This is a genomic window from Actinomyces sp. oral taxon 849 str. F0330 (assembly GCF_000239715.1).
In the GTDB taxonomy this organism is placed as follows: domain Bacteria; phylum Actinomycetota; class Actinomycetes; order Actinomycetales; family Actinomycetaceae; genus Actinomyces; species Actinomyces johnsonii.
On record NZ_JH470360.1, the window covers coordinates 24419 to 50438 of the forward strand.

Annotated in this window: 24 protein-coding genes; 13 read left to right on the forward strand and 11 right to left on the reverse strand. The window is 65.8% G+C overall.

Annotated elements, in window-relative coordinates:
* The coding region (locus HMPREF0975_RS16335) for a hypothetical protein (protein ID WP_198009187.1) at positions 1-1002 on the reverse strand (1002 nt) is incomplete at its 3' end.
* A gap of 928 nt (positions 1003-1930) precedes the next feature.
* Here HMPREF0975_RS16335 and HMPREF0975_RS13085 point away from each other — a divergent pair.
* Complete coding sequence (locus HMPREF0975_RS13085; protein ID WP_009234680.1) at positions 1931-2476, forward strand: hypothetical protein; 546 nt, start codon at positions 1931-1933, stop codon at positions 2474-2476.
* A gap of 26 nt (positions 2477-2502) precedes the next feature.
* Here the strand turns inward: HMPREF0975_RS13085 and HMPREF0975_RS13090 are convergent, their stop codons facing one another.
* Complete coding sequence (locus HMPREF0975_RS13090; RefSeq protein WP_009234681.1) at positions 2503-3000, reverse strand: hypothetical protein; 498 nt, start codon at positions 2998-3000, stop codon at positions 2503-2505.
* Between the two features lie 68 nt (positions 3001-3068).
* Positions 3069-3911, reverse strand: coding sequence for a hypothetical protein (locus HMPREF0975_RS13095; RefSeq protein WP_009234682.1), 843 nt, complete (start codon positions 3909-3911; stop codon positions 3069-3071).
* Between the two features lie 135 nt (positions 3912-4046).
* Here HMPREF0975_RS13095 and HMPREF0975_RS13100 point away from each other — a divergent pair, with 135 nt between their 5' ends.
* Genes HMPREF0975_RS13100 through HMPREF0975_RS13120 form a run of 5 tightly spaced genes read left to right on the forward strand, consistent with a single transcriptional unit; the run spans position 4047 to position 7624 of the window.
* Positions 4047-4730 carry a hypothetical protein gene (locus HMPREF0975_RS13100; RefSeq protein WP_009234683.1) on the forward strand — a complete coding sequence of 228 codons (684 nt, stop codon included), beginning with the start codon at positions 4047-4049 and terminating at the stop codon, positions 4728-4730.
* The gene (locus HMPREF0975_RS13105; RefSeq protein WP_009234684.1) at positions 4727-5215 is read left to right on the forward strand and encodes a hypothetical protein; all 489 of its coding nucleotides are present in this window, start codon (positions 4727-4729) and stop codon (positions 5213-5215) included. The genes HMPREF0975_RS13100 and HMPREF0975_RS13105 overlap by 4 nt, the downstream gene beginning before the upstream one ends.
* A complete protein-coding gene (locus tag HMPREF0975_RS13110; RefSeq protein ID WP_009234685.1) occupies positions 5212-6093 on the forward strand; it encodes an RAMP superfamily CRISPR-associated protein in 882 nt (293 codons plus the stop codon). The genes HMPREF0975_RS13105 and HMPREF0975_RS13110 overlap by 4 nt, the downstream gene beginning before the upstream one ends.
* Positions 6094-6122: 29 nt before the next feature.
* Positions 6123-6827: a hypothetical protein gene (locus HMPREF0975_RS16340; RefSeq protein ID WP_021609438.1), complete on the forward strand. Its 705-nt coding sequence runs from the start codon at positions 6123-6125 to the stop codon at positions 6825-6827.
* The gene (locus HMPREF0975_RS13120) at positions 6815-7624 is read left to right on the forward strand and encodes a phosphoadenosine phosphosulfate reductase domain-containing protein (protein ID WP_009234687.1); all 810 of its coding nucleotides are present in this window, start codon (positions 6815-6817) and stop codon (positions 7622-7624) included. The genes HMPREF0975_RS16340 and HMPREF0975_RS13120 overlap by 13 nt, the downstream gene beginning before the upstream one ends.
* Before the next feature lie 42 nt (positions 7625-7666).
* On the opposite strand, the gene HMPREF0975_RS13125 is transcribed toward HMPREF0975_RS13120, so the two are convergent.
* On the reverse strand, positions 7667-8668 hold the full coding sequence (locus HMPREF0975_RS13125) for a metal-dependent hydrolase (protein WP_009234688.1): 1002 nt from the start codon (positions 8666-8668) through the stop codon (positions 7667-7669).
* A gap of 133 nt (positions 8669-8801) precedes the next feature.
* On the opposite strand from HMPREF0975_RS13125, the gene HMPREF0975_RS13130 reads away from it, so the two are divergent.
* Positions 8802-11318 carry a hypothetical protein gene (locus tag HMPREF0975_RS13130; protein WP_009234689.1) on the forward strand — a complete coding sequence of 839 codons (2517 nt, stop codon included), beginning with the start codon at positions 8802-8804 and terminating at the stop codon, positions 11316-11318.
* A gap of 122 nt (positions 11319-11440) precedes the next feature.
* Positions 11441-12154, forward strand: coding sequence for a hypothetical protein (locus HMPREF0975_RS13135; RefSeq protein ID WP_009234690.1), 714 nt, complete (start codon positions 11441-11443; stop codon positions 12152-12154).
* Between the two features lie 262 nt (positions 12155-12416).
* Here the strand turns inward: HMPREF0975_RS13135 and HMPREF0975_RS13140 are convergent, their stop codons facing one another.
* The 3 genes from HMPREF0975_RS13140 to HMPREF0975_RS13155 form a co-directional block, all read right to left on the reverse strand.
* Positions 12417-13238: a hypothetical protein gene (locus tag HMPREF0975_RS13140; RefSeq protein WP_009234691.1), complete on the reverse strand. Its 822-nt coding sequence runs from the start codon at positions 13236-13238 to the stop codon at positions 12417-12419.
* Between the two features lie 130 nt (positions 13239-13368).
* Positions 13369-14316, reverse strand: coding sequence for an AAA family ATPase (locus HMPREF0975_RS13145; RefSeq protein ID WP_009234692.1), 948 nt, complete (start codon positions 14314-14316; stop codon positions 13369-13371).
* Between the two features lie 879 nt (positions 14317-15195).
* Entirely contained in the window at positions 15196-15765 is a 570-nt protein-coding gene (locus tag HMPREF0975_RS13155; protein ID WP_009234695.1) for a recombinase family protein, read from the reverse strand.
* Between the two features lie 1291 nt (positions 15766-17056).
* Between HMPREF0975_RS13155 and HMPREF0975_RS13165 the strand changes: the two genes are divergently transcribed.
* The 4 genes from HMPREF0975_RS13165 to HMPREF0975_RS13180 are packed head-to-tail and all read left to right on the forward strand — an operon-like array spanning position 17057 to position 22078.
* Entirely contained in the window at positions 17057-18142 is a 1086-nt protein-coding gene (locus HMPREF0975_RS13165) for a hypothetical protein (protein WP_009234697.1), read from the forward strand.
* 50 nt (positions 18143-18192) lie between these two features.
* On the forward strand, positions 18193-18672 hold the full coding sequence (locus tag HMPREF0975_RS13170) for a hypothetical protein (protein ID WP_155885626.1): 480 nt from the start codon (positions 18193-18195) through the stop codon (positions 18670-18672).
* 19 nt (positions 18673-18691) lie between these two features.
* Positions 18692-20593, forward strand: a complete 1902-nt coding sequence (locus tag HMPREF0975_RS13175) for a type IV secretory system conjugative DNA transfer family protein (RefSeq protein ID WP_009234699.1) — start codon at positions 18692-18694, stop codon at positions 20591-20593.
* Positions 20594-20653: 60 nt separating this feature from the next.
* Positions 20654-22078 carry a conjugal transfer protein gene (locus HMPREF0975_RS13180; protein WP_009234700.1) on the forward strand — a complete coding sequence of 475 codons (1425 nt, stop codon included), beginning with the start codon at positions 20654-20656 and terminating at the stop codon, positions 22076-22078.
* A gap of 73 nt (positions 22079-22151) precedes the next feature.
* On the opposite strand, the gene HMPREF0975_RS13185 is transcribed toward HMPREF0975_RS13180, so the two are convergent.
* Positions 22152-22532: a hypothetical protein gene (locus HMPREF0975_RS13185; protein WP_009234701.1), complete on the reverse strand. Its 381-nt coding sequence runs from the start codon at positions 22530-22532 to the stop codon at positions 22152-22154.
* A 319-nt stretch (positions 22533-22851) separates the two neighbouring features.
* Between HMPREF0975_RS13185 and HMPREF0975_RS13190 the strand changes: the two genes are divergently transcribed.
* Positions 22852-23238: a hypothetical protein gene (locus tag HMPREF0975_RS13190; protein WP_009234703.1), complete on the forward strand. Its 387-nt coding sequence runs from the start codon at positions 22852-22854 to the stop codon at positions 23236-23238.
* A gap of 1108 nt (positions 23239-24346) precedes the next feature.
* On the opposite strand, the gene HMPREF0975_RS13195 is transcribed toward HMPREF0975_RS13190, so the two are convergent.
* The 3 genes from HMPREF0975_RS13195 to HMPREF0975_RS15800 form a co-directional block, all read right to left on the reverse strand.
* The gene (locus HMPREF0975_RS13195) at positions 24347-24601 is read right to left on the reverse strand and encodes a hypothetical protein (RefSeq protein WP_009234704.1); all 255 of its coding nucleotides are present in this window, start codon (positions 24599-24601) and stop codon (positions 24347-24349) included.
* Between the two features lie 125 nt (positions 24602-24726).
* Positions 24727-25107 (reverse strand): hypothetical protein, encoded by a 381-nt coding sequence (locus tag HMPREF0975_RS13200; protein ID WP_009234705.1) that lies wholly within the window; start codon positions 25105-25107, stop codon positions 24727-24729.
* A 156-nt stretch (positions 25108-25263) separates the two neighbouring features.
* Entirely contained in the window at positions 25264-25440 is a 177-nt protein-coding gene (locus HMPREF0975_RS15800) for a hypothetical protein (protein ID WP_156808312.1), read from the reverse strand.
* Positions 25441-26020: the final 580 nt, after the last annotated feature.

A 26020-nucleotide genomic window follows, 5' to 3' on the forward strand; every position in this document is an offset into this window, starting at 1 on the left:
CTCGATGGGTCTGCGAACCCAGTTCATACTTCGGCGGCTCTCGGTGATGATGAGGGTGTGGATGGTCGGCGAGGGGGTATGGGCGTAAACCTGCCTGCGCCACGGCCTGGCCGTGGGAAGCTGCCCCATCTGGATCTGAGCCCGGCGCTGGACCATATCCCGCCCCGACATCCGACCCGGAGGACGATCGAAGGCCACCTTGGCCTTGTCCCGCTCACGGAAACTCGCCCGACGCAGCGCCCCCTCCAACTCATGGAACATCCGCACCTCACCCGCATCGGGCTCCCGATCCCACGGATAACTCAGACTCAGCAGACGATTGAGCCCGCGCTCCTCACGCCTGAACAACTTGGGCGCCTTCTCCTCCACCTTACGGTTCAGGCTTGCCTCCTGCTTCGGGTCAGGGGGGACCTCCTCATGGGGGGAGAAGGGGATGTGAATAAGCTTCGGCATGCTCTGTTGGGCTTGTTGGGTGAGTTGTTGGCGGGCCCCTCGAGAAGCGGCGGCTCCGACCCTCTCCATGAGCACTCTCATGGCATCCCACCACTCCAGAACCGGCCCCACACCCACCACACCACCAGCACCAACGCCTGCGCCGGTTGAACCAGCATCATCATCACCGTCATCACCGCCCCCACCAGCACCGACAGCGGCAGACGAGTCCCGACCCCGCTCCCGGTCGCCCTGAACCGGCTGATCCTGACCCCGCTCCCGGTCCCGGTCCTTGTTCTGGTCGTCCTTCTCCCTCTCCTTGTCCTTGCTCTGGTCGTCCTGGTCGTGGTCGTGAGGGGACCGCGGAGCAGTCAGACCATGAGTCCGCGCCGCACACGGATCAGTGAACACCGCATACCCCGGCACATCACCCACAACCCCCACCAACCGCTCCCCCAAACCCACCAAACCCTCCGTATCCCCATCAACCAAACCCAGAACCCCAGCACACACACCCTCAAGCTCACCAACACGCCCAGCACCCAAAACCCCCACTACCTCCTCACGCACACCACGCACATCCTCCACCTGCAACACACCCGAACACACCCGACCCAACACACTCACACCCACATACGCAGCACCCCACCGCCGATCACCCCCATCCGGAAGCGACCACAACAACGCCGACGCCCGCAAATACGGAGCATCCCACGGCCGATCACCCAAATACGCCGCCTCACACCGCACCTCCTCCAACAACAAAGCAGCCGCCACCACAGGCCACGAAACCCCCTCCAACACCCCCACATCCACACGCGTATGACGAAGATGTGCACTCACATGCGCCAACCCACCAGGCACCGTCGGATGAGCCCTACGCCCCGCAGGACGCAAAGGATTCACATCCCCACCAGCCCCCACCAACAACGGCCCCAAACACACATGCAAACCACCAACACCACCACCAGAACCGCCACCACCGGCGACGGCACCAGCGCCAGCGGCATCAGCGGCGTCGATGGACGGCAGAGTCTCAACATGCCCACCCAAACCACCCACCGAACCCAAACGCTCCACCACCACCAACGACCGATCCAACCAACACCACGCACCCCACTCCCGCTCCCGCTCCCCATGAACGAACAACGGCACATCCCTACGCCCCGACATAAACGGCACCCCACGAGCCAAACGCCCACCCACAACACCCAACCCACCAGACACCACGGCCCCTTCAGAGCCGGGCACTATCGAAGTGCTCATACGAAACTCCATTCACACCATCGGGTACAGGTCGACGATCCGTCACCGTCCGCACAGAATCTGTCTACCAGACCACGGACTAGGCTGGATCCGTAGAAGTCTGCCGGTGTTGACGGTCTTCTTCGGGAAGGCCATCAACACAGATCAAAACAGCACTACAACATCATGAACTAATGCGTTCACGATACTAGAATCCCATGAAATCGTGATTGTTACCACTCGGGAGGCGACAATGACTCAGCAGTACCCCACACAGCCCCCCTTGCCCGAGTGGGAGCCGGAATCGGATTTGATGAAGATCAAACCCCCTTCGAAGCTGGTGCCACTGGGAATCGCCGGAGCGATCATGACTGTGGCGGCCCTCATGGGGCTGTGGACGGCTGCGGGCGATGCGAGTCATTACAACGGGGGCGTCTACATCACCTACCCGGTGGCAAGCATCATGATGTCGCTCCCCCTGGCTATTCCCGCAGCTCTGGCCTGGTACCTGCTCAGCAGGAGCTTCTACAGGGGGAGGACGGGCGCTCGGATCTTCATGGCCAGGCGTCATGCAGCCGTGGTCGCCCGGGGCCGGGATGCGGAGCTGGACAAGCTCGCCGAGCAGGCCCAGAAGGATCCGTGGCTCGCCCGGTACGCCGACCTGATGAGCCGGGGTGACGAGATCATGGCCGCGGAGGTGCTCATGCAGGCGCGCAGTGCCGGTCTCATCATCACGGATTTCGACATCAAGGAGTACGTGGGACGGCAGATGCGCCAGGGCCGGATGGGGGGTCTCTAGAGGCAGTATCCACCCACCGGAGGTGACTACCGGCGTCGGGAGGACCGTCCCGGGCGGCGCGGCCTCGACTGCCCCGGGGCGGGGCGCAGCGGCTCGACGACGGCGTCGGGCACCGCAGGCGCACCGGGTTGCCGGGGGGCTCCTTGGAGGTGGAGCAGCCCCTGATTCTCCTGGCGTGCAGCACAAAGGAGGTACCCGGTACGCGCCGAGGCGTAGACGGACCACAGGGCCAGGGCGACCAGGAGCACACCGCCCGGGGTGCTGAAGCCGTTCTGGGTGGCGATGCAGGTCGATACGACGGTGGCCGCGCCCCAGGCAGAGACGGCCAGGAGGAGGAGCCGCTTCGCTGGCGCGGCCACGGGCGTGTGCTGGTCGCTCACCCATCGGGTCAAGATGAGGGAGAGGCCGCCCACGACGGACAGCAGGGGGATGACCGCGACGGCGGACACCAGAGCCCCGGTGATGACGGTGGCGGGGTCGGGGGCAGGTATCTGGGCCGGGGCGGGGATGATCACCGCAGTCATCTTGTCGATCCTCCTGTCGTGCGCGCAACGAGTTGGGGAGCGCCGCGACCGGGATGCCCCGGACGGCTCTAGGAGCGCAGGTTCCGCAGGATGTTGCGGCGAGCCTTGCTCTTGGCCCGCTTCTTCTCGGCGGTCTCCTTCTCCTCCTCCTCATCCTCCTCGGTAGGCGGGTTGATGATCGAGGAACGGACCAGGAGCATTGCCGAGACCGCCCAGATGAGCAGCCCCAGCCCTCCCAGGAGGAAGGGCCATGACAGGGGCAGGACGACGCCGTCGGGCATGTTCAATGACTGCAGTCCCTGGGAGATACCCCACCCGGCGGCTGCCAGAGCGGCGCCGACGGCGGCGGCGACTGGGGCCGGGACCGCCATTCCCGCCAGCGCCCGGCTCCCGTGGCGGGACACCCAGGAGGGAAGTCGTCCGGGCGTCCTGGCGGGCAGGTGGAAGAGAGTGTAACGGCGGTACTCGTCGAATGCCTGGGCGCGGACGTCGACGAAACCGGCCAGTCCCTCCTCCTCGTCGGCGCCGTCTCCCTGCTCGTCAGTGGTGTAGAGATCGGACAGGAGGCCGGTGATCAGGGACCTGGCCTGGGGGCGGTCGATGTAGCCGGGATGGGAGCGGTCGGGGCTGCCGGTGGCGTCGACGTACCCGAAGGTGAGGTTGAGCAGGTCGCTGGCCTCGCCGGGGCGCTGGATCAGGCCGGTGAGCTCGGCGTGCAGACCGTTGAACTCGGGGGATTTCTCGCCGCCGACGGCGGAGAAGCGGGTCAGGAAGGTCGCGTCGTCGCCCTTGCGCCCCCGGCGGGCACCTGGGCTGGCTGCGAAGTAATCGACAAGGATGCTGGAGAAGACCGGCCACCGGTCCTGGAGGTCGTCGAGGGTGGTGCTCATGGTGGGGTGGGCCCGGGGCATAGGGCCGAGTCCTTCCTGATTCCTGGGTTTTCCACTGAAAAGGAGCATACGCTTGGAGCGCTTGCCGATTGTTGCGCACATGGTCAGAGCGCATATCGCCTCGGTTTTCCGAGCTTGCTGTGAGGAGCCCGTTCCATGATGTCACCGGTCCTGGTCGCTTATGGGCGCATTGGCGGCGATTGGAGGCCTACTGGTGACCCGGTGGAGGGGGCGTGCGGTGCCTGCGGGAGGCACGCGGAGGTGTGGGAGGCCCTGGGGGTGGTCTCCCGGAGGTTCTCCTCCTGGGACCTGATCCGCACCGATGCCGCCGCGGGGCGCAGACTCGTGTGCGCGCCGTGCGCCTGGGCGCTGGTCAGTCCCGGAGACCTGCGCCGCAGGCGTCTGCACCTGACGGCGGGCGGGGGCGTGGGCCAGTGGGAGTGGAGTCAGACGGCCAATCGGCTCCGGGCCGGGCCATTGAGGTCCTCGGAGTGCCTGGTGGTACCGGTGGGGGGACGCAAGAGCGTTCTCCCGTTCGCCGCCTGGGGGTGCGTGGTCTCGGACGCCGGGGAGCTGCGCTGGGGACCAGCTCAGGCCCGGGCCGCGAGGGCAGGCGGGTTCATCCGGCAGATGGGGGCCGGGGAGCGCGACCTGGTCGCGAGGGACGCTCCCGGGGCGGTGCTGTCCGGGCTGGGCGCCGAGGAGCGGTCCCGGGTCCGGGCCGCCTGGAGGGTGTGGAGGCCGTGGATGGCCTCGCAGTGGGCGGGCGTGATGATCAGGGCGACCCGGGGCGCGGCGGGCGCGGTCGCCGTCGAAGTCGATCGGGCGGGGAAGCGATGACGGGTGATGAGACCTCTCGGGCCCGGTGGGGCCTGACAACGGTGCAGGGGCTGGTGGACCAGTCCCCCTACCTGCCCCTGGAGGACCCCGCTGAGGCGGTGGCCGAGCGCCTGCTGATGCTCGCCCATCTGACAATGAACCGCGACGTGTGGGCCGGGGAGCGCTTGGAGCGCTACTGGGGCGCGTTCGGAGACGCCGTGCGCGGGTCCGCCATGTCGGGAACGGTGGTGGACTGGTGGTGCAAGTTCGTCGACACGATGGGGGGTGTTCCCCTGGGGGCCTCGGGCCTGCTGCATGAGAAGAACCTGCTGGTGCGTCCCGGGCTGCTGGTGCCCCCGGTGAGGGACTCCCGGGTGCTGCGGGTCCTGGACGAGTGGGCTCCGGACCTGGTGGATCGGACGCGGATGTGGGTGCGCACTCGGCGAGAAGCAGCCGCAGAGCGGGTCCGGGACACGGTTTTCACCGATGAAGGGGACCTCCTATGAGGACGGTGACGTACACGGGGACGCTGGTGGCACGCTCGTCGATATCACACGTCGGCGACGGCGGGGGAAGGGTGCACGTGCTGCGCCGGGAGAACGTGGTTACCGCCGATGGCGAGGTGATCGGGGTCCCGATCGTCTCCGGGGCTGTGATCAGAGGGCGGATGCGGCGTCTGGGAGCGGCGATGGTCCATGAGGCCCTGGGAGGGGGGCCGTTACCGTTCAACGTGGTCACGGCCCTGGCCCAGGGGGGTGTACTGACCGAGACGCGCACGGCCCGCGAAGTGCTCACCGGCGATAGGCAGGCGCGCCTGCGCGAACGGATCCCGTTATTGGGACTGATGGGAGTTGTCGGCGGGGGCCGGATGATGGCCGGCCGGCTGATGGTCTCCAAGGCCATCCCGGTTGGCCGGGAGACCCTGCATCTGCTTCCCGGACTGGATCGCGAGAGGCTGACCCGCGATGGTCGGCGGTGGCCGTCGGTGTACGAGCTCATGGAGCGCGAGGGGTACACGGTGGGATCCGACGTCTCGAGCATCGCGGCTCTGGTCGGGTCGTCGCAGGACGCAGGCGTTGCCGATATCTCGCCGATGCGCTTCGAGATTGAGACGCTGGCGGCGGGCACGACCCTGTGGCATCGGGTGGTGGGCGAGGATCTGACTGCGGACGAGGCAGACTGCCTGGAGGACCTGATGCGCGTGTGGTGCGACCGTGCCCGTTTGGGCGGGGGCAGGGGCAGGGGTCTGGGAGATGTCGAGGCCTCCTACGAGCGCACGGTGACCGACGTGATGGGGCGGGCCTGCGAGCCGGAGCGGGGCAGCTGGCGCCGAGCCATGCTGGACGACCCGGCGGCGACATCGGAAGCGCTGTCGTGGCTCTGACCGGGCTGGCACCTGGCTGGGGACCGCTGGTGATCTCCTGCACCGCCCCGCTGGGGGTGGCGATGGACGAGCCCGGCCTGGACCTGGCCGGGCTGCTGGCCACCCGTGTGATGCGGGTTCTGCAGGCCCAGGGGGAGGATTCCGTGGACAAGGAGACGGATCTGCCGCTTCCGGTGGCCATCTGCCCGGGCGGGGAGGCGGGGTGGCACTGGGCCGCATCCTGCGTCATGGTGGACCCGGACATGGCCGACTTAGTGGGGCACCGGCGGCGGACGCGGGTGATGGACAGCTCGTGGATCGGGCGGGCCGCGGCCCGCCCGTGGCCGGTGATGCTGGCATCCAAGACCGCCTACAAGGACCGGATGACCCCGCACGAGGTGCGCGGGTGGGGGCTCCTGCGGTGGAGGGCGGTCGGAGACCCCGGCCTGATGATGCGCCTGCTGGCCCCGGTAGTCGCTCTGGGTAAGGCCCGCGGCTCGGGCGAGGGAATGGTCCACTCCTGGCAGGTCGAGACGGTGGAACTGCCCCGGCGGGACTGGCAGGGCTGGATCCATGTCGATTCCTCCGGAGCCCTTCTGCGCCCAGTTCCGGTCGAATGCGCCACCAGATGGGGAGCGAGCGAGAAATGGGAGGAGGGGATATGGGGCCTGCGCCCGCCGCAGACGGCTCACGTGACCGGCCTGGCTGTTCCAGTTCCCAGCGATCCGACGGGGGACGATCCGTGGATGCTGTAAGCCGATCGGGCAAGATCGCGGCGCCCTTGGGCTCGCGTCGGGGACGGATGGTGGATCTGGGCGGCCTGGTCGAGCAGACGATGGAGTCCATCGAGGCGTGGATGGTCGACCATCCAGGGACATGGGTGGCCCTCTCCGGGGGCAAGGACTCCACCGCGGTGGCCCACCTGGCCCGCCGGGTGGATCCGTCCACGCCCCTGGTGTTCTACGACAGCGGGGCGGAGTTCCCCCAGACACTCAGGTGGATGGAAAGAACACAGGAGGAATGGGGCGGAATCGTGAGGATTCCAGCCGTCCCCGACGCCGTCTCCCTCTTCGAGCAGGAGGGGTTCCTCACCGGCCGGCCCACCGATGGCAAGCAGAGGTCGTCCAGATCGCTGCACCGGGTGCTGATCGAGGAGCCGGAGGCCTGCGCCCGCCGGATGCTGGGCTGCGACTGGAACCTCCTGGGGCTGCGGGCCGACGAGTCGCCCGGACGATCCCTGGCGCTGGTCCGCGGGCGGGGGGAGACGGTGCGCCATGACAGGGGTGGGGAGTTCGTATCCGGCTCGTTCTCACCGATCTGGAGGTGGCGCGCGGCCCATGTCCACACCTATCTCACGCGTAATCGGGTGCCCATGTCCAGCCTGTACCGGGACCTGGAGCGCCTGGGGGTGGGGTGGGAGCACTCGAGGGTTTCGCTGATGCTCGACGGCAACTGCCTGCGCCGGGGCAGGTGGGCCCTGACCTACCGTCTGGCCCCCAACCGGGCACGCGCGATCGAGGAGCGCCTGCCGCTGCTCAGGTCTCTGCGCTGATCGGGAGGAGGACGGGCGCGGCCGGGGGCGACGTCGCCGGCGTCAGATGACGTAGGCGGTCGCTCCGGGAACCCAGAGGGCGAAGGCCTCGTGGGCCAGGAGCCACATGGAGTAGCTCACCAGTGCGATGTTCAGGACGTGCTCACGCCTGGAGCCGGCCGTCCCCAGGATCGGAAGCCGGATGTAGCCGTTGGGCGGCCAGCATCGCGACACCGCTCGGGCGGCGGCCCGTGTGAACACCGCACGCGCGCGGGCCGGTCGCGTCTTCGGCGACCCGGCAGCGCCCGGGGAGGGAATCCGTCTTCCGGCCGCGGCGTACACGGACGCGGGAGCCGGACCGTGCCAGGGCTGGAGCCAGGCGACCCCCTGAGTGGTCAGAGTGTCTCCGAGGCAGTGGATGAAGGTTCCTAGGGCCACGACTGCGGGCAGGAGGACGAAGCGGTTGGTGTCGAGGAAGACGCCGGTGTAAACGCCCACTAACACCCCCGCCACCCAGGGTCCGACCCAGGTGCGCATGAGCACCGCCCCGACGTCGTTGCCGGCCATCTTGGTCATGCGCAGGGCCTTGGCGGCGAAGGCGGTCAGGAGGGCCGCGGCCAGGACGACGCCGACGTCGACACCGCGGCCGCGGCCGATCTGCTCGGGGCTCAGTACCCATCCCGCGCGGTTGGCCAGTGCCGCGGCCCAGGAGGCCGGCAGGTGCAGGAGGGTCAGGCCGGCCGCGGCCGCGGTGGCGGCGCCGATCCCGACCAGGGAGTGGGTCAGGTGGCGGTGACCGCCGGAAGCCCGCTCGATGCGGGCGGCCATCGCCTGGGTGGGGCTGGGCACGAGGGTGACCCCAAGGATCCGAACGGCGGGCACGGATCTGGCGATCGTGCCGTCGTGGTGGTCGAGGTCGGGCAGTAGGGCTGCACCGGCGGTCAGGAGGGCGCCGGCGGCCACGACAGGCAGGGGCTGGGGCGCGATCCCCAGCGCCAGGGAGCTGGACGAGGTCAGAGCGAGGAAACCGGCCGCCCCCATAGCGGCGTGGCCGTAGCCCATCATGTCGGAGCCCCCCTTCCTCGTGGTCCCTGGCGGACCGAGCGGATTCGACCCTATCCAAGCGCGCGCCCCCGCTAGCGCGATCCCTGCAGAGGCACCGGATAAGAGGTCTGGGGGGTGCCCTACTGTGGAGAACATGCGCACCCTCCCCCTCCTGAGCAAGACGAAGGCGGCATCCCGTCAGGTCGCCGGTACCGGAACGGATGGGGCAGAGGAGGGCAAACGGGCGCGTCAGCGCTGGATCGCAATGACCCTCATGCCCGCGGTATGGGTGCTGTGCGCCGCTGCACTGGTTCTGGCCCCCGCCTATGTGATCGGTCGTCCCGGACTGGCCGTGTGGATCGCCTCCCTGCTGGCCGTTCCCGTCTCCCACCCGATCATCCAGGTGGTGCGCTACCAGCGCGCACGCGCCAAGGGCGCCGGGGCCAAGGAGGCCAGGGCCAAGGCCCGCCCCCTCCTGCCGCCCCTGGTCTCCGGGCGCGCCCGGGGCTGGGCGGACGCGATCATCTACCGAGACAACCGGTGGTGGAGATACGCGCAGTGGGCCATCACCGCACTGGCCCTTGCGGCCGTCGTGCTCCTGCCCTTCTCCCCCGTAGCCCCGGACGGGTGGCTGCGGCCCGCGGGATCCCTGCTCCCGGTGGCCGTGTGGTGGGGCGTGATCGGAGGACGGCAGAGGTTCCTGACCCAGATGCAGCGGGGAGCCGCCGAGGGGATTCGCCGGATCGCCGCTGCCACCCTTCACTACCCGCGCACCAAGGGGGCCCTGATGAGCCTGGCCACCTGGCTGAACCTGACAACCGGATGGAAGGCGGTCAGGGTCATCGAGTGGGACACCACCAGGGACGGGACCCCGATCATCCCCAGGGTCTTCGAGGTCATGGCCCCCGGCGACCTGTCGGTGACGGACAACAAGGCGTGGACCGAGTTCGAGGCCAACCTGACCGCTAAGTACCCACGACGCTCCGGCTGGCACGTCGCCCGCAAGCCGAACGGATCCGGGGCCATCGTCAGCCCCGCCCGCTACCCGGTTTCAGCGATATGGAACGGCGACGTCGACAACGACAACCCCATGGGCTTCTACATCGGGGAGTCGATCGATCACCCCGACAGCGTCCAGCGACTGGATCTGGTCAACCCCTCCAACCACGCGCTGGTGGTCGGGGCGACCGGTGCGGGGAAGACCACCGCCATCGAGCCGATCATCGCCCAGAACGTCCTCAAGACGATGCCGTGGGACCCCGCCCTCCACGGCAGCGCCCATATCCTGGATCCCAAGGGTCCCCTAGCCAGCAGGTGGGCGGGTCGCCCCGGAGTCCTGTGCTCCCGGGGCAACGCCGATGGGACCAATGCCGAGGGCGATGACATCAGCGGATTCGAGGTCATGGCCTCACACTGCGACCTCATCGAGGACGAGCACAGGCGCAGGCAGGAGGTCCTGGCCTCCTACAGCGACTGCTCCAACTGGTTGGAGCTTCCCGACGCAGTCAAGGCCGCCCACCGGCTCTCGCCCGTACTCGTCATCCTCGACGAGTTCCTCGACCACACCGGCAAGGAGACCGCTCAGGGCCGGGAGGCAGAGCAGATCAAGCGGGACAACGCAGCCCGGGCGCACATCCTGTTCATGACCAGCCTGTGGGAGCGCAAGGCCAGGAACGTCGGCATCCACGTCATCATCATCTCCCAGGAGGCCAAGATGACCGAGATCGGCTCCACCCGCGTCCGCATGGCGCCTGTACGCATCATGGCCGGCCGCCTCGACGACGTCGCCTGCAAGGGGTTCTTCAGCGTCGCCGGCAGCGAGATGCCCTACATGCCCACCACCCGCAGATCCACCTCCCCCAGCGGCGAGGTGATCGAGCACCCCATCCCGGGACGCTGCTACGTGCAGATGGCCACGGGGCAACCTGTCAAGAGATTCCAGGCGTACTGGTTCGGGGGGAACAGCAACACCGGCACACTCGACAGATACCTGCCCCGCAACCGGCAGCCGGGAGCCGGTATGTTCGACGGCGACGCCGCCCGCGTGCGCATCGCAGCCATGGAGGACCTCGACAACAACGGAGTCCCCGATGCATGGGAACAGCCCCAGCCCGAGGACGCGCTCCCCTCGACTCCCCGACCCGTCAGCAGCGATGACGACACCTCCCCCAACGACTGGGCGTCCCTCCCGCACGCCGGGGAGGTGCCGGCCTCCCTCTCTGGATCGCCCCGATGCGCCTACAACGGTTGCCGGGCCGAGGGGGACTACACATGCCCGAGGAACGGTGCCCTGTACTGCCCCGATCACACTGGCCCCTCCCCCGACCCCGCCGAGCACGGACGATTCGGTCAGGACTACCTCGACACCCACCCGCTCAACCGCGCCGGAGCCGCCGGAATCTACAGGGAGGTGGGGGAACGGGCCAGGTCCGCCGGCCTGGTCGCCTCATGGGCGCCGATTGCCGGGACCGACGGGAGCCTCACCGATCAGGCGAGGATCACCGTCACCACCCCCGAGAACAAGCTCGTGGCCATCATCCTGGCAGCCCCCGGCAGCATTCAGGCCCGAACCGCCCTCAATAGGCAGGGCGTGCAGGGTCCGGAAGCGTCCTTCAACGCCGTGTGGACGGCGATCAACACTCAGCTCGCACATAACAAAACAGCAAACTAAGTGCATACACGGTTTACACCTAAATGGTTGACTCTTTATGAGCAAAATTGGTGTAACCTGTCCCAATAAAGGCATAAGGGGAACAGATCCCCTCATCCACCACCCAGCGAAGGCCTCTCGCAATGCGTACCACCACGGACGATTCCAGGACCCCGACGCCCCACAGGGAACGGACGCGCATCAGCGCGAACATCCAGTCCTCCATCTACCGAGCGGCGCGCTCCGAGGCCGCCGCGGGCGGCATGAGCCTGGACGACTTCATCGTCCTCACCCTCGAGGAGGCCGCCTCCTGGGACCCGCAGACGAGGGCGTCCATCTTCGCCGCCGGTATCAGCCGCGAACGCAACGAGACGGCCATCCACCAGTCGATCAGCTGGCCCCTCTCCACCCAGGAGAAGGTCGACAGGGCCCGCAGGGCCGACTGGATCGACGCAGGCCTACCCCTCCTGCGATCCCGATGGATCAACCTGTCGCTCGACGCCCACCTGGCCGGAGGGCGGGACAAGGCCCCCCGTAAAAGCATCATCCCGCCCTACCCGCGGCCCATCCGCGAGGACATGGTGCTCAACCCGAAGCGCTACGGCATCACCCTGGACAGGTCGGGGCACGTCCCCTCCAAACCGCCCCGGGACGCGCTCACCGTGCGCATCGACCCCACCATCACCTCAGTAGCCGTCCGCAAGGCGAAAGAGGCCGGAACCAGCCTGCGCGACTGGATGGAGAGAGCCATCACCGCCATGGCCGGCGACCCGACGACCGATGATCAGAAGGCCGCCACCCACAAGCTCTTGGAGTACCACGGCCTCACCCTCGCCGAGGATGGGACCATCAGCTGACCCCTTCCCGAGTCCGCAGCACGATCTACAAAACCCGTCGACAGGGAATCGCCCCGGCGCGGTCAGGAGACTCGAGGTGTCCCGGAGCCGTCAAGAACCGCATGATCAGTACAATCACATGATGACACTATGGTACTGTGAAATGGAAAAACTATAATACTTCGATTTTCCGATATCAGAGATTCTCTCTATGAAGGACGATGACATCGGTGATCGTCCCGGAAGCGGAATCGACCGAGCGGCCCCGTTGGTGCGCGGGAAACTAGCAGACGCCGGCCCGCATCATCCGGAAAGGGTCGCTGCCAGCGGGGTATGGGGATGTGGGGACCTCGTCGAGGCGCACCGGCCTCCCCGGGACGTGCGGAGCGCTCGTCCTCCCGCGATAGTCGACCGCATCCCGCCGGAACACGTAGCGACGCCGCAACTCTTCGGGGTCATCCTCGGGGCCGTGGAGGACGACCCATCCGTTGACGGGTTCGAGACGCATCCTCATGCGCCTTCCCAGGGCGGTGTAGGTCCGTCCCAGGCCGTTGACCAGCGCGCTTTTGGCGACGCCCCGGTCATACTCGCGGCGGATGGCCTCCGCCCCGATCCCGAGCAGGCCGTCACGCGTGTAGGTACCGGCAAGCGCGTCGAACAATTCCTCCCGGCCCCCGAATCTCGAGAAACGGTCGCGATTCCCGTTGACCACGGAGTCCAAGCGACGCACGAAGTTGGCCACCGCCGGGTTCATGAGCGGCCCCCTCCGCGCGGCCCGCATGTCCATGAGGATCTGCTCGGGGTAGTCGGGCACGACCGTGTTGACGGGAAGAAGCCCGGGGCGGGCACCGGGGTCGGCCAGACGCCCCTGAATACTCGCGTAGTCCTCGCCGACGATCCGAGCCAGCGCAGTGACCGGCCACCGATGGTCCACCAGCGCGGCCAGGGTGGCGGCGTAGAACGTGGATCCCGTGGAACCCCGTTCACGATCCCTCATCACCAGCAGCTCGGGTACGAGATCCCCCAGGGCCTCACGCTCACGGGCATGCGCGTCCACGAGTGCAGCAGGCGTAGAGACAGCTGTGACAGACCTCTCGGCGCTCATAGTCAGAACCCTACAGGCGCAGAGACCCGACCAGCCGACGGACGTCGGGGCAACAGGCCCTAACCGGCTCCCGCTGACCAATTAACCCCGGAAGCCGTCGGACGATGCTGCCTTGGCATCATGACGGGGGTCAGCTGTAACGGGGTCCCAGTCCCAGGAGGATCGGCTCAGATCCACCGTTCTTGTCCCGTACTGCGGCCTTACCGGGGAATACCCGCTCGATGGCGGAAACGACGACCGGCCTATACATCTTCGGCGTCTTGGAGACCAGGTTGGATAGGGCGTACTGGTAGCCGAAGCTCGCCGCCGCATCGCGGTAGGACAATAGGGAGCGCAGCTGCGGGGACCAGCCGATCTCCCCTGAGCGGCGCCGCTGGTCGAGATCCTGGGCGACCCGGATGATAGAGGCGTCCACGCCCAGACCGGCGGCCAGATCCCAGTCGGTGGTTACCTCGACGTTGTGATCGAAGCGGTCCAGAAGGGCGTCGCTCATAGATGCCCCGGGGACGTCCGGATTGTAGGAGGCCACCACGTTCCATCCCGTGGGGACCGGGATCTTCCCCAGCGATGGGTTGGAGGGGACCTCGACGTAGGAGCGCCCATCCATCGCCGGATAGACCACGGAGAGCACACGGGGATCGGCCAACGCGATCTCCTCGATGATGAAGGGGACCCCTCTCTCCAGGGACCGCAGGAAAGGTCCGTTGGCCCACAGGAAGGTCATCGGGTTCGAGGGATCCTGAATGTAGCCGCCGACGATGTCGGCCTCGGTGGTGTCGGCCGTACACACGAGCATCTCGAAGCCGTCGGGAAAGGAAGCGTCCGACAAGGCCGATTTCCCCGTCCCGGGAGGACCGAAGAACAGAACGTGCTGACGCTCCTGGCGACAGTGACGCATCCAGGACACATCCTCGTAGTTACCGATACGACGAGGGAAATAGGTCTCTCCGTTAGGGCGCTTCTGCGGCCCGCACTCGGAGAGCACGACTGATCCCTGGTCGTGGAACACCGGAGTGTCGTCGCCCCAAACCTCCGTGTCGGGAACAGCCGGAACCGGCCCCGGAGCAGGAGTCTGCATCCCCTGGAACGCGGGATTGTTCTGAAACGCAGGATTCCCCTGGAACGCAGGATTCCCCTGGAACGCAGGAGCAGGAGCCCCCGCGTTCTGGGCACCGGAAGCCCGCCCTCCCCTGGCCCAGGACGGCAAGCCGCCGAATCCGTTCGCCACGATCCGCTCCAATCCACCCCCCGTATGAGGAACAAGAGGTTAAGGGGGCTTCGACAACAGGTCCGCGACCACCCTAGGGCACCCGCACCGGCACCACCATGCGGAAACGACCGAGCCCACGCTCTAAGGAGAGCATGGAGGCGCCGAAGACGCGCCCCCGAGGTACCTTGGCCGTATCAGCCCCGCGACGATCCCCGGTCCGACGAGGAGCCCCCGATAAGCGCGGAGACGATCAAGCCCGTACCAGCTCCGACAGCAGCGGCGACTACCGGCCCCCATAGCGGTCCGTCCGCCAGATAGACGGAGGCCGCGCAGGCTCCCAGCATGATCGCGACCGAAGCGGCCTTGTATCCAAGCGAGGGAGCATCGACACTCGCCGCCGCGGCCAGGGCTGCCACTATCAGCAGGATCCAGGCCATGACACCCACCCGTATTCAAAGGGTGCAACAGATGACGACTCCATAGAATCATGATGTCATGGATGTGGTTCTGTTCGCCCAGTAGGACGATGGGATCGTCTCCAACACGCTGGTACCGGACCACACGGAGCAACGACGTTGCCGAGACGGCGCTGCCCCTGACACAACCACGACCACCACAGACGCCTCCATCAGCCCTTTGATATCTCTTGATGTCCCTTGACCGGGATGCGCGGGCCGTCCCGGTGGAGCTCCTGAGTGAAAGGATCTAGGTACCTCTTGTAGAAGAGTCCGCAGGGTACGCCGAGCATTACCGATCCGGAATGACGTGTCGGTAGATAGTGGCTCGGGAGACCCCAAGGGCCTTGGCCATCTGGGTGACCGTAGCCCCACTGGAGAGCATCGCAGTGGCCGCGGCGTCCTTCTCCGGGGTCCACACGGTAGGGCGACCGATAGGAGCGCCTCTGGTCCTAGCAGCCTCAAGACCGGCGATAGTGCGCTCAGTGATGAGCTCGCGCTCGAACTCGGCCAAGGAAGCGAAGATAGCGAAAGTCAGACGCCCCGCCGCAGTCGTCGTATCGATGGCCTCATGCAGGCTGCGCAGGAAAACGCCCCGAGCGGCAAGGTCGTCGACTGTCGACACCAGATGGGAAAGAGAGCGACCAAGACGATCAAGACGCCACACGACAAGAGTATCGCCTTCTCCGAGGGCGTCGAGAGCCAGGTCGAGACCAGGCCGAGCCGAGACAGCCCCGGACGCCACATCGGTAAGAATCTTGGTGCAACCGGCGCTCTTCAGAGCATCGATCTGCATCGCGAGCTGCTGTTCCCGCGTACTGACGCGGGCGTATCCGATGATGACCACGCCCCCATGATGCACGGGCACAGCTCCTCACGGCGGACGTGGAGAGTATTTTGAACACGGCTTTTGAACACTCAGCAGTCGGCGTGTCACCGACCAGGCACAACATGTCCTAAACCGGTCGTTTATGCAACATCCACCCCGAACCGGCGAACAGGGTGCACACCCCGAAGAGCCCCCTCATCCATCCACGGGCCAGAAGACCTGCCCACCGGCGGCCTCAACCTGCGCCAGCCAGGAAGACTCCTCCTCCCACCCCAGTTCCCCGGGCATCACTCTGGGCACACCCCAGGCATCCTGAGTACCGTCCAACCAGGGCGTTCCCGTAACATCCAGAACTCTCTCGATATAAGCATCCCACCCCACGGGCGAGACAATCGCCATCCCCCTCCCCCACGGCCCGGGAACCCCCGAAATACGCGCCCACGAACAGTACTGGCACAATCCGTCTGACCCGTGCCTGGGCGCACTTCGAGGACAGCGCCCCAACGGGTGCGCATCCACCCATTGCCCCGTCCTGGGCTGGCCGAATGCAGGCGCATACCCCGCCCCAACCGATTTCCCCTTCGCAGCGGCAGCGGTCGTCACCCCCACCTGCACCGCACGAGCACCACGACGCCCTAGACGAGGCAGAACCCCGAGTACGAACCACCCGACCCCCACCATAAAGCCGCCCCACACCACGATCCAGAACAGGACCGCGGCAGTGAGTCCGAGATCAATCCCACGACGATGAGAAGTCATTGCACCCAGCGTCGCGACAACATTCAACACACCATTTCTCATCTCGATAGGACCCCGCAGCATCAACAATCAACACAGCAAAACCAATACAGAATAACCCCATTACTCACTAACTGAAGGCCGGAGCAAGAGCCCAGCTCCAAGGGGACACCGGTCGGAGTGACCGCACCAGGAGGAATCGAACACCGGACTCGACAGCAAGGCCCCACCGACCGGCAGAAGTAGGAGAAGGGGCGAACGCAAACGGGAACCCATAGAAAACCGCGCCGCTGGTACAGGCCGTCATGCCCCGTCCTTTCCAGCAGCACCAACGGATGATCGCATACTTAGGCGGACCTTACCCACCCATGGGGCGCCAGCGTAGGCCCCGGCATGACCCCTGGCGTAGAACCTGGCGCAAGGGCACGCACGTCCCGCCGTATGCACCCCGCAGGCCGCGCAGCACCCCCTCGTCGCAGCACGGCCACTACGATCTCGACAGGTGCAGCCCTCCGAAGGCGCACCGGGACGCACAGGCCGCACCCCAGGGCAGGACGACGGAGAAACACAGTTGGACACACCCGGAATGATGACGACCGTCGGCGGCCGACGCCGAGGGATGACGATCACGCACCGCGACCACCAGCATCTCGAGTGGATCGCCCGCTGGTACTCACTCACCGACGAACACCTCGGACGAATGGACAAGGGATGGGCCGCATGGGCCGTCATGATGTCCAATGACAGGCTTCCCAAGGGATCCCCCCTCAATCCCATGCCCGACGGCTCGAAAGGACAAAAAGCCTCGACACACCTGTCGAACCTGAGAACCCGGATGTCGCGTCTTTCCAAGGTCGAAATCCCCGGATTCAAAGAAGGACTCGTCACCCGTCTCAGATCCTGGGAACCAGGACGTGTCACCACCGGGTGGTGGCTGACGAGAACCGGGAAGGAGTACATGCACGCCCCTTACAGCATCGCCACGGAGCCATCGGTTCTCAAAGCCGGGCACATATGGGACTCCGCAGACATCGGGTTCCAGATCGAGTCGTTATTCGGGCTCACAATTCTCTCGGAAAGAGAGACCACATCAGGACAGACGTTCCGCGACGGCCTCACCCAGGAGGTCCCCACATCCCTGTTCAAGGCCAAGCGCACCGGACAGGAGCGAGACGGGCTGCCCCGATCGAAGCGCCCGGACCTGGCCATCCTGCACACCAGCTCCTCCGGCCGCGCATCCTTCACCGCCATCGAGGTGGAACGAGTCATGTCGCGACCGATACGCGACTACAGGGAGAAGCTGCTGACCTACACCGAGGACCCACACGTCGACGCCATCTGGTACCTGTGCGACCGTGCACCGATCCGGAACCGGGTGCGTCAGGCCTACACCGACCTTCTCAAAGCCGGGGAGATAGCAGACACCTCGACGACGCCCACGCTCGTGGAGACGGTCCAGCACTGGGGAGAGCCGCCGCCGCGGGAACAGCAAGACGGCTACCTGAGACGAACCACCTCATGGGTGGGGCTTCCCGGCATCGGCCTGGACGGTTCCCCCCTGCTCAACAGCAAAGGTGAGCCCTCGGCCGTGGGAAAGAGAATGCTCGGCGCTCTGCGCATGGAACAGAACATGCAGAGCGCATCGATGCGCCTCGACGGAAGGGTCCACTGATGCTCAACGCCTACCCGTATCGGAGAGTGGAACGATTCGCGATCCGGGAGATGACGACAAGACCATTCACATCCTGGAAGTCGGTCACACCGATGATCCTGGTCCTGTTCGTCCTGTGTCCCCCGGGCGCGGCCATCGCAGCGGGACTGCCCCTGATATTCCTACGAAACAACGACACCTGGAAAAGGCGCCCCCTGATCGCGCTCGCCATCGGAATCCTGCTATGGGCGGCCTCGGCGGCAGTGGGAGTCATCCCCTTCGGATCGATGTTCGTCGCACTCGGACATGCCCTGCGCGGAACCCCGAACTGGCCCCTGGCCCTATTCATCTGGCTGATCGGATCAATCTGGTACTCCGCCCCCGGACTGGTCATCGGCGGACTGCTCGCGCTCGGACGCGGCGCAGGCATCGACCTGTCCCAGGAGAAGTTCCTCCAAGCGCCCAGAACAGGGCTGCGCTCCCTCGAACGATCCAAGCAGGCCGCCCGCGACGAGCTAGCGACCGCCGACATCCAGGACGCCACGGAATAGGAAAAGAGCAGAAACCAGCATGAAACCGAAGATGTTCACAAGACGCGCTGGTACGCCCCCATCCGGCCTCTACGTCAGATTCGGCTACGTCGAAGGGCACTCCCTGCCGTGGGAGGGGTACCGCGCCGGCCAGATCGTGGAGCGCCCCGCCGATGAGCTCGGCCATGGAGTCATCGTCGGAGCCACCGGCTCCGGCAAGACCGTGGCCTCCTACCCGGTCATCTACTACCCCGTCGTCGGAGGCGGATGGGGAAGCATCGTCGTCGACTTCAAGGCCTCGGCCAAGACCCGCGAAGCGGTCAGGGCCGCCGCCCTCGCGGCGGGAAAGCCCTTCATCGCCCTTCAGGTCGGCACCCCGGTGCCTGGGGAGGAACCCGCCTTCTACGAACCGTTCAACTGGGCCGGAACCCCCGAGGAGAAGGCATCCATGCTGCTGTCGTGCTTCGACATGACAACCGAAGGCGCAGCCTCCTACTACACCAGCGTCGCACAGGGATGGCTGCGCTTCTGCTTTCGCCTCCTGGAACACACTGGTCTCAGCAACGGCGAGTCCACCATGGACTTCCTCCTGCGCATGTGCAGCACCGCCGAAGCCAAATCAGCCATCAAGAAGGTCTCCCGTACCAACGCCCCCGCGGCTGACCACCTCACCCGGGCCATCGGACACACGATCACGGACAAGGACCTCGCTGGTCTGAAGTCCCAACTCCAGAACATCGCGGACCCGCTGGCCCCCAACCTCAGCACAGCCAGCCACCACCCCGGACGAACCGTCTTCGACCCCACCCAGATCAGTGCCTCGGGCGCGATCGGATACGTGTCCATCTCCGCGGCCAACGAATCTGTCGTCAAGGGAGTGGGCACGCTCATCCTCCAGCACCTTACCTCCGTCATGCAGGTACGCATGCGAGGAACGGCTGGAGGAGAACCCATGGTCATACTCATCGACGAGGCCTCCGCCCTGGGAGACAAAGCGGTCGTCGTCGAGACCCTCCTGAAACAGGCCCGAGAGGCCCGCATGTGGGTATGGCTCGCCACCCAACAGCTATCGGCCTGGCCCCAGAGCGTCCAAACCGCGATCCTGGGGAACGCCTCCACCATCATCGCCCTGCGCAGCGACGACATCGCCTCCGCCGAGCAACTCTCGGCCAATTCCGGATTCGGTCTCATCGAGGTAGAAAAACGCCAGGGAGAGGCATCGGCAGCCGTCGGAGGGGAGAAGCAGACGATCGGACGGAGCAAGCAGCGCACCGTCGAACCCGGGCACCCCCTCGTCGACCCCGGAGAGTTCCAGAACCTCCCCAACCACCAGGCCTACATCTGGTTCCGATCCATCCCCAATCTGGAAGTCGACCCCGATCACAGAGTCCCCGCCACACCAAGGCAGTGGACCGACCATCCACGACTGCGCAAAGGCTGGGAGAAGTACTTCAACTACGACATCCCCATCGTCGCCATCGTCCCTCCCTCGGTGATGCTCGAGGCCGCCAACACGGCACAGGAGAACCATTTGACGAACGCCACGTCCAATAACGCCGCCGTCACAAACGCCGTCTGGACACCACTGCCCACCGCACCGGCACCCTCCACGCACACCGCATCGGAGCAACCTGCGCCGCCCGAGCTGCCCGACCGGCCGGCACCGCCCGAGCCGTGGGATTACGACGGGTTCGCCTCCCTGGATCCCTCGTACGATCGCCCCGGCCAGGAGGAGGACGGCACCTCCTATACCCCAGCTCCCAGGTTTTCCACCTCCAGGCGAGCCAGCATCCCGCCGCCAGTCCCACCGCGCCCTAAGGCCACCGCCGCCACCGCCGCCACCGCCCCCGGCAACGAACCGGTCCAGGATGGATCCAGCAGACCCGTCCAGCAGAACCACCCACCGGCCTCACCGTGGGCGCCTGTCGTCGACGACGACTGAGCACGTCCAAGAACCGCGGCAGTGGTCAGGAGACGACCGCAAGACGAGAAAAGGGAAGCCATGACCCAGCCCCCCGCAAGTACGCCCCCACACGGGGGACCCGACCCCTCGCAGATCGACCCCGCAGCACTCGCCGCGGCCATGGCATACCTCCAGCAGCAGGGCGCGTCCCAGCAGCAGCCCATGCCCCAGCAACCCGCCCCCGGGAAGAAGGCGAAGAAGGCCGGGTTCTTCCGCAAGAAGAAGCAGGATCCCGCCCAGGAGATCCGGAACGCGAGAGAGGAGGACGGCGAGAAGGGCGGACAGGAGAACGGTCTGGCGGGCGCGATCAAGCGCTTCTTCACCCCCGCCTCGAAGAACAAGGACGGCAAGGACGGAAAATCGTCCCTGTCCTCCACGCTACGACGCGCCCAGATCTACGGCGGCAGGCGCAAGTACGCGATCTTCCTCCTCGCGCTGGTTGCGGCCACGACGGCCTTCTCCATGCTGTCCCTGATCATCGCATCCCAATCGGTCACGAAGAACGACGTGTCCGCAGAGGTCGCCAATCAGCTCGAGAAACAGGGAGCCGGGTTCCCTTCGGGACAAGCGGTCCAGTGGGCCGGGCAGGTCGTCCGCGTCATGGGAACCTACGACGAGGCCTCGCGCGACGACTACGCCAACCAGGTCAGCCAGTTCCTCTCCTCCGGGATGGACGAAATGGCGGGATGGAACGGCAAAGGGCACCAGCAGGTGGCGTTCGTCTCCGTCAACCCCCAGCCCCACATCATCGACGGCTCCCACGCCGTCGTCACAGCCGCTTACCAGACCTCTGAGGGGAAGTGGGGATGCATGGCCGTGCCCACCTTCGCCTACAAACCCAGCACATACGGCACCGACACCACATGGGCCTTTACACTGTCCGCTCTCCCCACGCCGACGGCTTGCGCAGCGCGCACGGGCCTGCCCAAACTCCCATCGGTCAAGTCCGACGCCAAGGAGGACGACGACACCGCCAACACCCTTGCAGCCGATTTCTACCCCTCATTCTTCGCAGCCTGGGCTGCCTCCGAAGACGCCACTCTCGCCCAATACACGGTCGACGGGTTCACCACGGTCGGCCTGGGGGGCGCCATGGAGTCCACCCCGCCCCCCACCATCGGCGACGTCAAACTCCTGGTCGACAACAAGGGGAAGGCAGACACCGCCCTGGCCACCGTCGAAGTCACCTGGACGGTGACCGGATCCACGTCAACACGAACAGTCACCTACGAGATGCAGATGAAGCACGTGGGAACGAAGTGGCTGGTCGCTTCCGAACCAGTGCCCGCCTACCAGTCCGTATCCGGTTCCACCGCCCAGATCCCAGCACCGGAGGCATCGGACTCCCCCGTCCCCTATGGCAATGAGCAACCGACGCCACAGACCCCCAACGAAGGTGCGACAACCGGCAACGGCGACCAGACGACCGCCCCCACGGACAGCGGCACGAGCGCCGAGGGATAGACCCCCGCGGCAGCCCCGGAAGCGGTTCAGCCGAGGTCGGGGGGCGCCTCAGCCCTGTAGGGCCTCGCGGGACTCAGGAGCTCCCCCGACCGGCCCGGTCCAGGAACACCCTCACACCGCGCCCCCACACCACGCGCAGAGCCTCCTGGAACGACACCAGCCAGGCATCCACCTCGACCCCACGCTCGGCACAGGCCAGAGCCACCTCCAGCGTCATGGGCACATGAACCTCCGGAATGACGACTCCGGTGGAGGGAAGGTCCTGGAGGACGAAGAACCACTCGGGGAGCCGGTCCCTCTCGGAATCCCTCATACTGCCCACGCGCGTCTCCACATCGCAGACGGACAGAATCTCACCGGTCAGCTCCATGAAGCCATCAGGGCCCAGTCCCAGCTTCTCGGCCCCAGTGCGCGCGGCGGCGGGCGTCAGAGTCAGTACCCATCCAGAGCTCATACCAAGCAGAATAAGCCGAAACAGCTGACAACCAGATCCGCGCCCGCTCACCGAAGGCTCGCCATGTCCGACCGGCAACCAGCCGCTCCCGCATCTCCGCCCGGAGGCGGCGATTCCACCGACAACGAATGATCGAAGACCTGACGGCCAAGAGAATGCACGTCTGCCTGCCCCCTCTCCTGCAGGAGGCCGCCCCTTGGAAGGTCAATCCCCTCAATCCGGAGGGGCGCCTGGCCCACGTCATCGCCCACCTGCGCCACACCCGCATCGACAGCGCACTGCTGGATGACCGGGCATTCCCGTCATCGCCGCGGCGAGCATGCTGGAGGAGATCCGCTGTGAAGCCGTCTACCTGACCCACAGGCCCTGGGACGCCCCTTACCTGAGCGCCGCGGCACTGCTGAGATTCCTGCCCGAGAGCACCGATCCGCAGTGGAGGGCCGAGCACCTGGCCCTGCCCCCCTGCGCCGAGTGCCCCCATCACCTCATCCCTTCATCGCTTCCCCTCCGTCAGGGCGGCGCGGACCTAGAGGGACAGCAGGTGGGTGCGCTCGGCGCAGGAGGACAACCGGCGGAGGACTGGGAGGGGTGGATCGACTTCTCCGCATCAGAAGGCGAAGCGCAATACAACCAGCACGTTGGGGGAATGGATCCGGCCACCAGACTCTCAGAGGAGGAAAAGGGGAACCAGTCCCTCGGGCCGTAAGCATCCCGATCGCTCCGACATCCCGTCCTTCCCCTTCTTCCCGTCAATCAGAACTTTCAAAAGCAGTGAAGAATACGCCCGGGATCAGTTCTATCTGGAACAGCAACGCCAACTTTTGAAATCAATCCTCGAAAGACTCAGAGAAACATATGACTCCAAATCACAAACGCATACTATAAACTACGATACTCCAAACGCACACAAGATTAAAAACCATAAAAAGAAATACACCTACACAGCTGCAAGCCGACACCAAACCCACTAGATCTTCGAGTGGAATAGGATGACCCCGAGTCCGCTCCCTATAAAAACATTCGACCGAGGAGCCAGCGTACCTAAAAAGTACATCAATTGGAAATAGGACAACTGTTCCTTAACGAGGGGAACTCCGGAGGAGTGCAGAAGTTCCGAGAGGGCATTGGCTCACACATATCTGGGAATTCATTGTAAGAGGTTCTTCGTCGAGACGATGAGAGGAACTTCGCATACTCATTAGCCATCTATTCACACAACCCAATCCCGGGCGAGGAGCGCATGCGCCACGATCTCGAGACGGGTCTGCAGAGAATCGGGCTCCAGGAGCGAGACAAGGCCAAGACATTCTTTGATAGACCCTGGGACGCATGTCGGGTCGCGACATGGTGTAGCACCAGTCCCAGATCCATTTGGGGAGGGCGCCTACCACCAGACCCTAGCAGCGCAAGGTCCGCACCCGCATCCCCATCATCAGCGCCCCAATCCTCAAAAACTCCCGCGGCGCCAAAATACTGCTCATCATCAAAGACAAAACACGCGAAACCTACCACGGGCGGCTGACACACAAATACATGACTCAGCTCATTAAACAAGGAGTGAGGACTATATTCCTCACCTTCAACCCCCATAATCATTAGGGAATATTTAATCTACCCGTCGCCACATCTCCCCAAGGAGGTCACCGCATCAACATCGATGCGCAGAAAGACGTGGCGAAGCTCCTCATAGATGCCATAGAGGACACCCCTACGCCGGACCCGATGCGCGGACCCATCGGCCACTACACGGGCGGCAGCCTGATCCCCTCGGAGTGGGTGTAGCTGCGCCCCCGGTGAGGCGCGGCGCGAATCTCTCAGGGCAGGATCGAGTACCCGGCGCTCATCGCCTTGATCTGCACCGCGCCCTTGAGCCAGGCGACGAACTGGTCCTTCATGTGCCATCCCAGCTGGTGGTCGAGCCATCCCAGGAGGGCGAGGATCCCTACGACGGCCACCGCCGCGTAGAACAGGTAGAGGATGAGGTTGTCCCACATGTCGTCGCTCTCCCGACGATAGGAGTACTCGGACATGACGCGGTCGACTTTGGCCTCGTCGTCGTCGCCGAACATCGGTCAGTCGCCTCCTGGTCAGCAGATCGCTCTTATGGCCTCAGCGTAGGCGCTGACCGACCGGTAAAGGCCCCGCAGGCGAGAGGGGAGGGTTTGCATCCCCCGCGGCTCCGAAAAGTCGGGGATCAATCCTCGGGTCCCATGAGGTACTCGCATTCACGGGTCCACACCATCCGGGTCCTCCACCACCAGGCGCTGCCCGCGGCGGCGACCAGCATGAGCGCGCCGATTCCCCAGCTCCTGGTGGCGGCGGCCGGGAAGATGGTGGACAGGGTCGCGACGACGACGGTGATGGCGACCGTTTTGGCAGTGACGCTCCAGGCCCGGGTCAGCCCCTCGGTCAGGACTGTCCTGGCCTCGAGATCCTCGGTGACGGCGAGACGGCGAGTAACCGCGCGACGGTAGGCGCGGGTCAGCGCCAGGGTGGGGGCGGCTATGACGACAAGGACAATGAGAGTGACGATGGTGGGACCCCAGGGATTGGAGAAGAGAAGAAGATCGTGCACACGTTCCTCCTGGAGGTACCGGGGCCGGTCGGAATGCTTCAAAGCGGAGTGGGATGCAGCGGAAGGCAGCGATACCGGGCGATAGACCTCTCCGCACCCTTTTTGATCACAAATGATCAGCTGCTTGTGATCAAAAAGGATGCGGCACCAGCCGAATCAGATCCCCGTCCTGGTGGTGTGGCGCTTGCGGCTGGCCACACCGGCGGCCACGGCGGCACCCGTACCGCCGAGAGCCAACGGGGTGATGATCCACGGCCACAGTCCCCAGCCCTCGCCATCATCGCTCTCTTTGTGCCCGCCGGAGGCCCGGGCGTCATCCTGATCGCTAGTCACTGGAGTCTTACTGGGAGTCGGTGAGCTCGATGCCGACGGCGACTTGCGAGGGCCAGCCGTTGTCGACGGTCGCGGGGTAGCGCTCGGAGATGCGGGGCGAGGCGTTGTGGGGTCGGGATCCTGCTCCGGTGCGGAAGGCCTGTTCACCGTCCCCAGGGCGAGCGGGTTCGGAGACGCGGGCGCCGAACCTCTGGATCTCTCCGAGACGCCCCCGGGATTGGAGCGCTGCGCCGGAGAACCCCCGGTGTTCAGGGCGGCCGAGGGATCTGCGCCTCTGCTGGGGGACTGAGGAACCGGCAACTGCGGCACCGGGTTGGTCGCATTGACATCCGCGGGCGAACCACCGGGCTGCGGATTGGGAGTCTGTCTGGCCCCATCACCGTTTCCCGGCGTGGGGGTCGCCTGCCCTCCCGGAACGACCTGGGGCTGGTCCTGACCCTGCTCAGGTTGCTCCGGTTGCTCTGGCTGCTCAGGCTGTCCCGGACGCTCAGGCTGCTCAGGCTGTCCCGGACGCTCAGGCTGCTCAGGCTGTCCCGGACGCTCAGGCTGCTCAGGCTGTCCCGGACGCTCAGGCTGCTCA